The sequence below is a fragment of the Citrobacter freundii complex sp. 2024EL-00216 genome (assembly GCF_043945515.1).
Classification (GTDB): Bacteria; Pseudomonadota; Gammaproteobacteria; order Enterobacterales; family Enterobacteriaceae; genus Citrobacter; species Citrobacter portucalensis.
The window spans coordinates 125,893-137,516 of record NZ_JBIMRA010000011.1; the positions used below are offsets into that span (position 1 = coordinate 125,893).

Annotated in this window: 18 protein-coding genes; 10 read left to right on the forward strand and 8 right to left on the reverse strand. The window is 49.2% G+C overall.

Annotation, left to right across the window (positions count from 1 at the left end):
• Window positions 1–221: 221 nt before the first annotated feature.
• The 6 genes from ACHHZ7_RS15865 (at window position 222) to ACHHZ7_RS15890 (ending at window position 4,732) form a co-directional block, all read left to right on the forward strand.
• A complete protein-coding gene (locus ACHHZ7_RS15865) occupies window positions 222–1,199 on the forward strand; it encodes a TRAP transporter substrate-binding protein (protein ID WP_048215053.1) in 978 nt (325 codons plus the stop codon).
• Window positions 1,200–1,261: 62 nt separating this feature from the next.
• Window positions 1,262–1,771 carry a TRAP transporter small permease gene (locus ACHHZ7_RS15870; protein WP_020996255.1) on the forward strand — a complete coding sequence of 170 codons (510 nt, stop codon included), beginning with the start codon at window positions 1,262–1,264 and terminating at the stop codon, window positions 1,769–1,771.
• A 30-nt stretch (window positions 1,772–1,801) separates the two neighbouring features.
• On the forward strand, window positions 1,802–3,088 hold the full coding sequence (locus tag ACHHZ7_RS15875) for a TRAP transporter large permease (protein WP_060682824.1): 1,287 nt from the start codon (window positions 1,802–1,804) through the stop codon (window positions 3,086–3,088).
• A gap of 192 nt (window positions 3,089–3,280) precedes the next feature.
• Window positions 3,281–3,955 carry a hypothetical protein gene (locus tag ACHHZ7_RS15880; protein WP_225623062.1) on the forward strand — a complete coding sequence of 225 codons (675 nt, stop codon included), beginning with the start codon at window positions 3,281–3,283 and terminating at the stop codon, window positions 3,953–3,955.
• Entirely contained in the window at window positions 3,948–4,367 is a 420-nt protein-coding gene (locus ACHHZ7_RS15885; RefSeq protein ID WP_048227185.1) for a hypothetical protein, read from the forward strand. The genes ACHHZ7_RS15880 and ACHHZ7_RS15885 overlap by 8 nt, the downstream gene beginning before the upstream one ends.
• Window positions 4,364–4,732, forward strand: a complete 369-nt coding sequence (locus ACHHZ7_RS15890; protein WP_060682823.1) for a hypothetical protein — start codon at window positions 4,364–4,366, stop codon at window positions 4,730–4,732. The genes ACHHZ7_RS15885 and ACHHZ7_RS15890 overlap by 4 nt, the downstream gene beginning before the upstream one ends.
• A 34-nt stretch (window positions 4,733–4,766) precedes the next feature.
• Here the strand turns inward: ACHHZ7_RS15890 and ridA are convergent, their stop codons facing one another.
• The 5 genes from ridA to pyrL form a co-directional block, all read right to left on the reverse strand.
• Complete coding sequence (gene ridA / locus ACHHZ7_RS15895; RefSeq protein ID WP_000047544.1) at window positions 4,767–5,153, reverse strand: 2-iminobutanoate/2-iminopropanoate deaminase; 387 nt, start codon at window positions 5,151–5,153, stop codon at window positions 4,767–4,769.
• 76 nt (window positions 5,154–5,229) lie between these two features.
• Entirely contained in the window at window positions 5,230–5,691 is a 462-nt protein-coding gene (pyrI, locus tag ACHHZ7_RS15900; RefSeq protein WP_003025816.1) for an aspartate carbamoyltransferase regulatory subunit, read from the reverse strand.
• A 13-nt stretch (window positions 5,692–5,704) separates the two neighbouring features.
• Window positions 5,705–6,640, reverse strand: a complete 936-nt coding sequence (gene pyrB / locus ACHHZ7_RS15905; RefSeq protein WP_003025818.1) for an aspartate carbamoyltransferase — start codon at window positions 6,638–6,640, stop codon at window positions 5,705–5,707.
• A 2-nt stretch (window positions 6,641–6,642) separates the two neighbouring features.
• Window positions 6,643–6,696, reverse strand: a complete 54-nt coding sequence (locus tag ACHHZ7_RS15910; RefSeq protein ID WP_106875647.1) for a pyrBI operon leader peptide — start codon at window positions 6,694–6,696, stop codon at window positions 6,643–6,645.
• Entirely contained in the window at window positions 6,677–6,778 is a 102-nt protein-coding gene (gene pyrL / locus ACHHZ7_RS15915) for a pyr operon leader peptide (RefSeq protein WP_003025819.1), read from the reverse strand. Before pyrL ends, ACHHZ7_RS15910 begins: the two co-directional genes overlap by 20 nt.
• 238 nt (window positions 6,779–7,016) lie before the next feature.
• Here pyrL and ACHHZ7_RS15920 point away from each other — a divergent pair, with 238 nt between their 5' ends.
• Entirely contained in the window at window positions 7,017–7,469 is a 453-nt protein-coding gene (locus tag ACHHZ7_RS15920; protein WP_008786059.1) for a YhcH/YjgK/YiaL family protein, read from the forward strand.
• A 106-nt stretch (window positions 7,470–7,575) separates the two neighbouring features.
• Here the strand turns inward: ACHHZ7_RS15920 and argF are convergent, their stop codons facing one another.
• Window positions 7,576–8,580, reverse strand: coding sequence for an ornithine carbamoyltransferase (gene argF, locus ACHHZ7_RS15925; protein WP_060682822.1), 1,005 nt, complete (start codon window positions 8,578–8,580; stop codon window positions 7,576–7,578).
• Window positions 8,550–8,645, reverse strand: coding sequence for a hypothetical protein (locus ACHHZ7_RS15930; protein ID WP_370867251.1), 96 nt, complete (start codon window positions 8,643–8,645; stop codon window positions 8,550–8,552). Before ACHHZ7_RS15930 ends, argF begins: the two co-directional genes overlap by 31 nt.
• A gap of 98 nt (window positions 8,646–8,743) precedes the next feature.
• Here ACHHZ7_RS15930 and rraB point away from each other — a divergent pair, with 98 nt between their 5' ends.
• The 3 genes from rraB to ACHHZ7_RS15945 all read left to right on the forward strand — a co-directional run bounded on the left by rraB (window position 8,744) and on the right by ACHHZ7_RS15945 (window position 10,975).
• Complete coding sequence (rraB, locus tag ACHHZ7_RS15935) at window positions 8,744–9,169, forward strand: ribonuclease E inhibitor RraB (protein ID WP_060682821.1); 426 nt, start codon at window positions 8,744–8,746, stop codon at window positions 9,167–9,169.
• A 51-nt stretch (window positions 9,170–9,220) separates the two neighbouring features.
• Window positions 9,221–9,979 (forward strand): tRNA isopentenyl-2-thiomethyl-A-37 hydroxylase MiaE, encoded by a 759-nt coding sequence (miaE, locus tag ACHHZ7_RS15940; RefSeq protein ID WP_060682820.1) that lies wholly within the window; start codon window positions 9,221–9,223, stop codon window positions 9,977–9,979.
• A 165-nt stretch (window positions 9,980–10,144) separates the two neighbouring features.
• A complete protein-coding gene (locus tag ACHHZ7_RS15945) occupies window positions 10,145–10,975 on the forward strand; it encodes a hypothetical protein (protein ID WP_060682819.1) in 831 nt (276 codons plus the stop codon).
• Between the two features lie 26 nt (window positions 10,976–11,001).
• Here the strand turns inward: ACHHZ7_RS15945 and ACHHZ7_RS15950 are convergent, their stop codons facing one another.
• Window positions 11,002–11,505 (reverse strand): GNAT family N-acetyltransferase, encoded by a 504-nt coding sequence (locus ACHHZ7_RS15950; RefSeq protein ID WP_003025856.1) that lies wholly within the window; start codon window positions 11,503–11,505, stop codon window positions 11,002–11,004.
• Between the last annotated feature and the right edge of the window lie 119 nt (window positions 11,506–11,624).

The following is an 11,624-nucleotide window of genomic DNA, read 5'->3' on the forward strand; positions in this document are numbered from 1 at the left end:
AATAAAACGATCTGCATTGCAAAAGTGAAACAGTGTGCTAAAAATTTTAAGCATCTGCGATTTTTTGTGAACGCAGTCATCGAAATAAATTGTTACACCAGTTAGTCTGCGCAGGTAACGTCGTTAAGAAAGTTTCTCGCTGCCCGTTTTTAATTCCGGCAGTCATTTGCTCTGCAAGCTATTCCTGTTAATGGATATTATGAACTTCTGGAGAAGGACAAATGAAACTGACAAAAAACCTGTTAAGTCTGTGTATTGGCGCGTCTGTATTCCTGGCGAGTCATGCAACGCTGGCACAAACTTTTCGCGCCGCAGATGTGCATCCGGCTGATTACCCGAACGTTGTCGCAGTGAAACATATGGGGGAAAAACTTAGCGCTGCGACCGACGGCCGTCTGGAGATTAAAACATTTCCTGGTGGCGTGTTAGGCGATGAAAAACAGATGATTGAACAGGCGCAATTAGGCGCTATCGATATTATTCGTGTCTCAATGACGCCTGTTGCCGCCATTCTCCCTGAAATTAACGTGTTTACCCTGCCATATATTTTCCGCGATGAGGACCATCTGCATAAGGTTCTCGACGGCATGATCGGGCAGGAAATTGGCGACCGTCTGACGGCTAATACCAAATCGCGGCTGGTGTTTCTCGGCTGGATGGATGCCGGCACGCGTAACCTGATCACCAAAAATCCGGTGGTGAAACCGGAAGATTTACACGGTATGAAAATCCGTGTTCAAGGAAGTCCGATAGCGCTGGATACCCTGAAAGCGATGGGCGCTAACTCCGTTGTCATGGGCGTCAGTGAAGTATTTAGCGGCATGCAGACCGGCGTTATTGATGGCACGGAAAATAACCCGCCAACGTTTGTTGCGCATAACTATTTGCCGGTCGTGAAAAACTATACCTGGAGCAAACACTTTATTATTCCTGAGCTTTTTCTGTTTTCGAAAGCTAAATGGGATAAGTTGAAAAAAGAAGATCAGGATCTCATTATTAAACTCGCCAAGGAAGCACAGATAGAGCAACGAAAACTTTGGCAGGATTATAATGCGAAATCACTGGAGACCATGAAAGCCAATGGCGTTCAGTTCCACGATATTGATACGGATTATTTCTATAAAGCCACGCAGTCAGTGCGGGATAATTATGGTAAAGACCACCAGGATTTGATCAAACGTATTCAGGATGTGAAGTAATTCATCAGGTGGAGGATATCAACCCTCCGCCTGAATCTTTTGATTAATTCGAGGTGATAATTATGGGTGAATGCTATTCATCGGTAATGGATTTTCTTTATCGGGTGTCAATGTGGATTGCCGGTATCGCATTATTGGTCATGGTCGCCATTATCCCCATTGGCATATTCGCGCGTTATGTTCTGAATAACGCTCTGTCATGGCCTGAACCCGTCGCTATTCTCTGTATGGTGACATTCACCTTTATTGGCGCGGCGGTGAGCTATCGTGCAGGCTCGCATATCGCGGTGAGCATGGTGATTGACCGTCTGGGGGATGCTTCCCGCCGTTATTGCTCGGTAATCGCTGACGTTATGTTGGTGGCGATAAGTCTGTTCATTCTGTGGTACGGAACCAATCTCTGTCTTGAACTGTGGGACCAGCCTGTGGCGGAATTCCCGCTTTTAAGCGCCGGGCAAAACTATCTTCCGTTGCCGATAGGCTCTGCCATAACGCTGCTGTTTATCGCTGAAAAGATTTTCCGTGGTCCGCAGTACCAACGTCCCGTTGTCATGCTGGGATCGACCAGCTAGTTACCGCCCCCATTTCAGAAAGGAAAGCAGATGGATGCATTTATTCTCGTCTTTACGCTCGGCATAATGCTGGCGATTGGGGTACCGGTAGCGTACGCAGTTGGCATTAGCGCCATCATTGGGGCCTGGTACATAGATATTCCACTGGAAGCGGTAATGATCCAACTGACCAGTGGGGTGAATAAGTTTTCGCTGCTGGCGATCCCATTCTTTATTCTGGCCGGGGCTATTATGGCCGAAGGGGGAATTGCGCGGCGACTGGTGAACTTTGCCTATATTTTTGTTGGTTTTATCCGCGGCGGACTGTCGCTGGTAAATATTGTGGCATCAACCTTTTTTGGCGCAATTTCCGGATCGTCGGTGGCTGATACCGCGTCCATCGGTTCGGTAATGATCCCGGAGATGGATAAAAAAGGTTATCCGCGTGACTTTGCCGCAGCGGTAACGGCCAGCGGTTCGGTACAGGCGATTCTTACGCCGCCCAGCCATAACTCGGTTATTTACTCGCTGGCGACCGGCGGCACGGTGTCGATTGCCGCGCTGTTCATCGCCGGGATCCTGCCGGGGCTGCTGTTAAGCCTCAGCCTGATGGTGATGTGCGTGGCTTTTGCGCACAAGCGCGGTTATCCAAAAGGAGAACGTGTACCGTTTCGCCAGGCGCTGAAGATTTTCGTCGATACGCTGTGGGGCCTGATGACCGTTGTGATCATCATGGGCGGTATCCTGTCAGGTATCTTTACCGCAACGGAGTCTGCGGCAATTGCCTGCCTGTGGGCTTTCTTTGTCACCATGTTCATCTACCGTGACTATAAATGGTCTGAGCTGCCGAAGCTGATGTTCCGCACGGTGAAAACGGTCACTATCGTTATGATCCTGATAGGTTTTGCTGCTGCGTTCGGTGCCGTCATGACTTATATGCAGTTGCCGATGCGTATCACTGAAGCCTTCACCAGCATCTCGGACAACAAATACGTCATCCTGATGTGTATTAACATCATGCTGCTGCTGATCGGTACGCTGATGGATATGGCACCGCTGATCCTTATTCTGACGCCGGTTCTGCTGCCGGTGACCAACGCGCTCGGCATTGATCCGGTTCATTTTGGCATGATCATGCTGGTGAACTTAGGGATCGGCCTGATTACGCCGCCGGTAGGGTCGGTGCTGTTTGTGGCCAGTGCGGTGAGTAAACAGAAAATAGAGCAGGTGGTGAAGGCGATGTTGCCATTCTACCTTGTGCTATTCCTGGTGCTGATGCTCGTGACGTACATTCCGGCGATTTCGCTGTTCCTGCCGAAACTGCTTGGTGTGATGTGATAAATGCCCGGTGGCGCTCGCGCTTACCGGGCCAACCTAAATTCATTCCGGGCTTCCATGCCCGTTTTTTTTGTGTTTCACCCAATACAGCTAAATATTTTCTGAATTATGGCATTGCCAGTGTCTTCCAACAGAATATGCTAGATTATAAATGTTAACATCTTGTCATGTTAATTATTCTTAGGAAGTATTATGATCGGTTATATATTGAGGAGAGAGGAACCTGAATATAGTGTTGATGTTGGAAGTGGTGAATGGTGTAGTGCGGGGCATTTTTCAGATCAATTTTATTATTATAAATATTACCTGGAGCAGTTGATTGATGGGAGCTTATATTTAAAGTATCGCTATCCTTTTTCACGAGAAAATTTACTGCATTATTTGCAAAATACGGGTGAAGACATACATATTAACTTAACTGATATGATGGGAAAATCAGCCCAGTTAAGGGATAATTATGTACAATTATTGAATGAGGCAAAGAGTTTTTGTAAAACATTACCGCCAGGTCAACATGAGTTTACTTCTGCGCATGTTAATACTGATGATTTTATTTCTAGCGATCCAGACTTGTTTTATGCTATAGGAGGTTATCAATACTGGGGTAAAGGTCGGGTGCAAATTACCGAAGATAAGTATAAAAATAAGATGAGCAATGGTAGTAGATTATGTAGTTATAATTTGACATTTCATTTTAAGTTTTTTGACAGGTATAACTGGAATGTAAGTGTCGCAAATTCTGGCGTTCGTTTAGGTAGTGTCGTTCCTGTGAGTGATAATTTTATGGGGAGGTTTCATCAGGAGTGTCTGGCCAGAGAGTACAATATTTTTGGTGCCATTGAGTCAGAGGTAAAATGGCATGACTGAGCATAGCACTTTATTTTACATGGAAAAAATACTCACTTTCGCTTTAGTTTGTGCCTTTTGTTATATGCTGTATATTATTTCGGTTTGCTGGTTACCCGTGCGTGAAAGTCACTATCTTCTGGTTGTACAATGGTGCCGTAACGATGATTCAAATACCCACTATGCAAAGAATTTATCTTGGCATGGTTTATATGTTTATTTGGAGAAATCGTCTGGGAATATTATTGTAAGGGAAATGAACACTCCTCTACACGATCCATTTCAGCCTTACCGGTACGTTTACCGTAAAATTGCACATGAAAATGATATATCCTTGGTCGCAGAGAAATGGGGGGTAATTAAGTGTCAGGAAAAAAATAAAGCGCTCATTGGTTCATCTGGCTATTCTTTTTTATGGGGACATGATCAATGAACACTTTTATAAGACGAACTACTCTAAAAATATTTTTTTTACTAATTATAATGTTTATCTGTGTTTTTTCTATTAATTCAGTTGAAAGATATAACAATATTGTTAATTTTAATATTCACAATAAGATAGTTTATACATTGGAAAAGATGAAAAATGATAGTGATGATGATATTAAATTTAATGTTTATAGTTCAAGGTTGAACTGGGTTTTAGGACAAACCTGTTTCTCAGAGAATATAGAGTTACAGCAGAAAGGGGAAATGGAATTATATAATTGGGGAGTGGGGATAATCGAAAATGAAACCATCACCTTAAAGAATAATGGAAGAGAATTGATTTTTTCAGTTATAGGCTGCAATACTTAAGGAACCCTGCCAGAGCAGGGCTCTCTAATAAGACTTAGCGACGAACGGCGATCGCTTCAATCTCGATTTTCACGTCTTTCGGCAGACGGGCAACTTCTACGCAAGAACGCGCAGGGAAGGTCGCGTTGTGTTCGGTGAAGAACGCTTCGTAGGTCGCGTTTACAGTTGCGAAATCGTTCAGGTCTTTTACGAAGACGGTCGTTTTTACGATGTCGCCCACTTTCAGGCCTGCTGCTTCAACGATAGCTTTTACGTTTTCCAGCGACTGACGTGCCTGAGCGGACACGTCTTCCGCTACGGCACCGGTTTTCGGATCGACCGGGATCTGACCGGAAGTGATTACCATGCTACCCAGGTCAACGCCCTGAACGTATGGGCCGATTGCTGCTGGTGCATTTTCCGTCGCGATAGTCTTGCTCATGATTTCTCCTGAATTACAGCGGTAGTAGAATGTTCCCGCTCATTATAGGGAGCCGGGATCTCATAACCAACCCCAATTAGTTGGCCAGCACCACATAATGCGAAAACTCTTTTTCACAGTATTTGCATTTGAGTGCGATGTCATCAGCACGCTTTTTCACTGCAAAACTGGAGGAAACCGGCTCAGCATGGCTGATACAGTTGCTGTTCGGGCAAACCAGTACATTGTCGATACGCTCAGGCAGGCTCGGACGAGATTTACCCACCACGTCGTAATCGTCAATGCGGTTTACCGTTGCCTGCGGGGCGTACAGGGAGAGCTGGTTTACCTGCTCATCGGTCAGGAACGTGTTTTCAATTTTAATCAGGTCCTTACGGCCCATCTCGCCTGACGGCAGGTTCAGACCGATGGTGATACGCTGGTCGGTTTCCGTCAGTTTGAACAGCGTCAGCAGCTTAAAACCAACCTGTGCGGGAATATGGTCAATCACGGTGCCACGTTTGATGGCTTCAACCTGCAGTTTGTTATCGTGTGTCATCTCTTTTTCTCCCTTACAGTGCCAGTTCGCTATTCAGTACCAGTGCCAGTAACGCCTGGCGGGCGAAGATGCCGTTGCCAGCCTGCTGGAAATACCAGGCGTGCGGCGTCTTGTCGACGTCGGTGGTGATCTCATCGATACGCGGCAGCGGATGCAGTACCTTCATGTTTGCTCTGGCGCCGTTCAGATCGCTGGCGCGCAGAACAAACTGCGCTTTCACGTTGGCGTATTCGGACGGGTCCAGACGCTCTTTTTGTACGCGGGTCATATAGAGGATATCGACCTCCGCCATCACCTCTTCAATAGTGCCGTGGAGGCTCCAGGCGATACCTTTTTCATTCAACATATCCAGAATGTATTGCGGCATGGCCAACGCGTCCGGGGCGATGAAGTAGAAACGGTTACCTTCAAACTTCGCCAGCGCCTGGGTCAGGGAATGGACGGTGCGGCCATATTTCAGGTCACCCACCATGGCGATGTGCAGATTGTCCAGGCGACCCTGAGTTTCCTGAATGGTGAACAGATCCAGCAGCGTTTGGGTGGGATGTTGGTTGGAGCCATCGCCTGCGTTCAGTACCGGAACGTTACCGGAGAACTCCGTAGCCAGACGCGCGGCGCCTTCCTGCGGATGGCGCATTACGATGGCGTCGACATAGGTGCTGATGACGGAAATAGTGTCGGCTAGTGTTTCACCTTTTTTGCCCAGAGAGGTGTTGCTGCTGTCAGAGAAACCCACCACGCTGGCGCCCAGGCGGTGCATGGAGGTTTCAAAGGATAAACGGGTGCGGGTTGAGGCTTCAAAGAAGCAGCTGGCGATAACCTTATGCTTTAACAGCTCCGGCTGTGGGTTAGCTTTTAATTTCGCCGCTGTTGCGAGGACCAGATTGAGGTCATCGCGGCTGAGGTCGTTTATGGAAATGATGTGTTTTTGATAGAGCGGGTTAGCCATGTTTATCTCCTGACGCCTGGGCAAAAAAAAAGCCCCTCAATTGAGGGGCTCGGAATGGGTGATCAACGGAAAGAAAAATGGCAGGCCAGCGTCCTTTTTCAGACGCGGTAAGACAAAATGTCGTACACACTGAACCATACATCCTCCCGGCAAATTGTCCGCGATTATACTCAGCTCCGTTATGGGATCAAGCGAAAAATGCACAAATTATTCATCGCAAACGATTCTCATGAATATTCATTCACCCTGAATGCCAAACAGCAACAATGAGATAAACATGCGTTGACGCAAAATATCGGCAAATAGCAGTAGTATGGCAGACCGTTTTTTCGTATAACAACTAAAATGAAACGATGTTTTAATTAAGGGGTTTAAGATGATTGTCGGCAATATTCACAACCTGGATGCCTGGCTGCCGGAAGAGCTGCGTCAGGCGATTGAACACATTAAAGCGCATGTGACGGATGCGACGGAAAAGGGTAAGCACGACATCGACGGCGATCGTCTGTTTTATCTGATTGCTGAAGATATGACGGAGCCGTTTGCACAGCGCCGCGCTGAGTATCACGCGCGCTATCTGGATATTCAGATCCTGCTCAAAGGTCAGGAAGGCATGACCTTCAGCACGCAGCCTGCGGGCGCGCCGGAAACTGACTGGCTGGCGGATAAAGATATCGCCTTCCTGCCGGAAGGGGTACAGGAAAAAACGGTGGTGCTGAACGAAGGTGATTTCGTGGTGTTCTATCCGGGCGAAGTGCATAAACCGCTGTGCGCGGTCGGTGCACCAGCGCTGGTACGCAAAGCCGTGGTGAAAATGCGGGTGGCATAAGCGTATTTGCCGGGGGCGGCTTCGCCTTACCCGGCCTACGGGAGCGCGATTGTAGGCCGGATAAGATGCTTAGCATCGCCATCCGGCATTCTTTTCATCCATGCTCTTACTTCGCCAGCGTCGCCACCATCACCGCTTTGATGGTGTGCATCCGGTTTTCTGCCTGATCAAATACGATACTGGCGGGGGATTCAAAGACCTCATCGGTCACTTCCATTCCACCGTGCAGACCATATTCCTGTGCCATTTGTTTGCCAAGCGTGGTTTGATCGTCATGAAACGCGGGCAGGCAGTGCAGGAATTTCACCTGCGGATTGCCGGTCAACGCCATCATCGCGCTATTAACCTGGTATTTACGCAGCAGCGCAATACGTTCGGCCCACTTCTCTTTTGCCTCGCCCATTGATACCCAGACGTCGGTATAGATGAAGTCCGCGCCTTTCACGCCCGTGGCGACATCTTCGGTCAGCGTAATATTGCCGCCGTTTTTCTGTGCCAGCGCTTTGCACTCCGCAACCAGACTTTCTTCCGGCCAGCAGGCTTGCGGTGCGATCAGACGCAGATCCAGCCCGGTTAACGCGGCGGCTTCCAGCATGGAATTGCCCATATTGTTGCGGGCATCACCGGTGTAGACCAGCGTCATCTCATTAAACGCTTTACCCGGCAGGTGTTCCTGCATAGTTAACAGATCCGCCAGCAGTTGGGTGGGATGAAACTCGTTGGTTAATCCGTTCCACACCGGAACTCCGGCATATTCCGCCAGCGTCTCGACAATCTCCTGACCGTGGCCCCGATACTGAATACCGTCGTACATGCGGCCGAGCACGCGGGCGGTGTCTTTGATCGACTCTTTATGGCCAATCTGGCTGCCGCTTGGCCCGAGGTATGTCACGCGCGCGCCCTGATCGTATGCGGCAACTTCGAAAGAGCAACGGGTACGGGTTGAGTCTTTTTCGAAGATGAGCGCGATGTTTTTACCGGTGAGCTTTGCGACTTCAGTGCCGTTTTTCTTTTCCGCCTTCAGCTGTGCGGCGAGCTGAAGCAGTGACGTGAGTTCAGCAGAGGTGAAATCAAGCAGTTTCAAAAAATGTTTCTGATAAAACGCAGACATGGTTCCCTCACATGGCTTAGGCCATTTATTGAATTAAAATTCAATTTATATGGATGTTTATTCATTTGCAACCTTGTTTAACAAATCTTTCCTGGAAAGGTGGAGGCAATGACAGCGGTATGTGACAATAAGAGTATCGGCAGGACATTATGAGGAACGAGCCATGGCAAACCCGGAACTACTGGAAGAACAGCGTGAAGAAACGCGCTTGATTATTGAAGAGTTACTCGAAGATGGCAGCGATCCAGACGCGCTGTACACCATTGAGCATCACCTTTCCGCGGATGACTTCGAAACCCTGGAAAAAGCGGCAGTAGAAGCCTTCAAGCTGGGTTATGAAGTGACCGAGCCGGAAGAGCTGGAAGTGGAAGAAGGCGACACGGTTATTTGCTGTGACATTCTGAGCGAATGTGCACTGAATGCGGAGTTGATCGATGCTCAGGTTGAGCAACTGATCAACCTGGCTGAAAAATATGATGTGGAATACGACGGTTGGGGCACCTATTTTGAAGACCCGAACGGCGAAGAAGGTGAAGACGGCGACGATGAAGACCTCGTCGACGAAGATGATGACGGCGTGCGTCACTAAGTCATCAACTGACCTGCGGTAGCCCAGGCTGCCGCAGGCCAAGGACAACGTATGGATTACCTGCAAATACTCTCCCCGATCCACAACTTCCTGCACTATAAAACCCCCCAGGCCTGGCTTGATAAAGCGCGGGACCCGGCAAATCTGCCTCTGTTATTGACCGATCACCTCGTCTGTGAGCTGAAAGCGGCGCAAACGGCGATGCTGCTGGTGCGTAAGTATGTCGCGGATAAACAGGGATCGCAGGCGCTGCTGGACTGGCTGAAACCCTATGAAGCGTTTGCTTTCAGAGAAGGGGATGAGCCGGATTTTATCGCGCTGAATAAACAGATAAGCAAAAGCGTGATGCCGCAAACCGACGACCCGTGGGGACGCAAGCTTATCGACAGCATGGTTTTGCTTATCAAAGAAGAACTGCATCATTTCTGGCAGGTGCGTGAGGCGATGATGAGCCGCAACATTCCCTATATCAAGATTACCGCCAGCCGTTACGCCAAAGGCATGCTCAAAGAGGTACGCACCCATGAGCCTTTAACGCTAATCGATAAACTGATTTGCGGGGCTTACATTGAGGCACGTTCCTGCGAAAGGTTCGCCGCGCTGGCGCCGTATCTGGATGACGATTTGCAGGCGTTTTATCTGTCGCTACTGCGATCCGAGGCGCGGCACTATCAGGATTACCTGGCGCTGGCGCAGCAGGTTTCAGCCGATGATATCAGTAGCCGGGTGCGGTTTTTTGGCGAAGTAGAAGCCGCGTTGATCACCTCTCCTGACGATGAATTCCGTTTTCACAGTGGTGTGCCAGCTTAATTCCTTTCTTTGACGCGCGGTGTCCATCGCCGCGCGGATTAATCCTTCCTCTTTCTGTTAGCAAAATCTGGTGGCTGGAAATCGCTCGCTGCTGCCGTAATAATCAAAACACACGAAGGGGAAATATATCCCCGTAACAGAGATGATTTGGCATAAGGATGGTTAATGAACTGGGCACACGTTTTGTTGGCAGGTTATATCGGGGCGGTGATTGCTATCGTCGTCGGCATGTTTCGCAAAAAAGGCTGGCTGGGCAAGATCTCCGGCGCGGTGGTTTTTGTGGTGGCGATTATCGCGTGGAATCTGTTTGATGTGCACTACCTGATCCCACGCGAAAGCCCGGATTATGGTCTGACCGAAGAGCAGCAGTTTGAAAAGGCGATGCTCTCCAATCCGGCGTTTCAGGTGATTAAGGAGCAGGAACCTGAGCTGACACAAAAAATTATCAGCCAGGCTGCGCAGATGAAGAAAGCAGGGAGTAGCGAACAGCAGGTTATCGACGCGATACAGCCGCAAATTCTTCAGTTGCAAATGGCGAGATTGCAGCAGGCGCCAGATGCCAATGTCATTGAATATATGAAAATTAACCTTGAGCAGATCGCTGCTGTGGCCAAAATCGGTGATGACGAATGCTTCCGCTTTCTGTTTCCGGCAGTGAAAGGGGGGATTAATCCGGCACGTCTGGTTCCGCGTGAGATCATGAACCGTCGTATGGCGAGTGATATGAGTATGATGCGTGCTGCCTATGGTCCAAACAAACATACGGTCACGGCAGAAGAGAAACAGCTGGCGTTGCAGGATCTGCAAGCAATAAGCCCTGGGCTAGTACAGCGCTATGGGCCGGATATTCAGATCATGGCCGATCCGACTAAAGCGATCGGCAAAGAGAAGATTGCCTGTGAGATAGTGCAGGATCTCTGGTCACAGGTGCTGAAGCTGCCAACCGCCCGCGCGGCTGGCGTTATTCGACTGATGCTCTCAGCCGAGATGCAGTAACGCGGCTAAAGCCTCTCGGCGTAAGGTCAGAGGGGCTTTAACATCCGCACTTCACAATCTACGTGCCCGGTACAGCCCAGCGCTTCGCTGATATGCTCAAAGCCTAAATGCTCATACAGGCGGATTGCCTCAGTCAGAAACGCTGTGGTCTCCAGATAGCACTGTTTAAAACCCTGCTCGCGGGCATGTTCGAGCGCCATCAGCGCCAGTTTTTTCGCCAGCCCCTGACCGCGCGCGCTCGACAGGAAGTACATCTTTTGCAGCTCGCAAATGTCTGGTTCACTACATCCTAACGGTGCAACACCGCCGCCGCCCACGACTTCACCATTTTGCTCAACCACCCAGTAGGCCGCGCCCGGCTGGCTGTAAACCTGGAACAGTTCGTCCAGATTAGGGTCGGCAACGGTATACCCCTTATCGGCGGTAAGCCCGTATTCAGCGGAAACTTTGCGGATAACGCGGGCAATGGCGGCGTTATCATCGGCAGAAATTCGGCGCAGCGTTGCCGCGACGGAGGTAATGGCACTCATAGCGAACTCATGACATAAAAGTGAGACATATGCAGTTAATACCACTGCGGTGAGGGGAAGCGCAAGCGAGGATAATTCAATAAAAAGCCTCTGAGCATATGCGTCAGAGGCTTTATCGT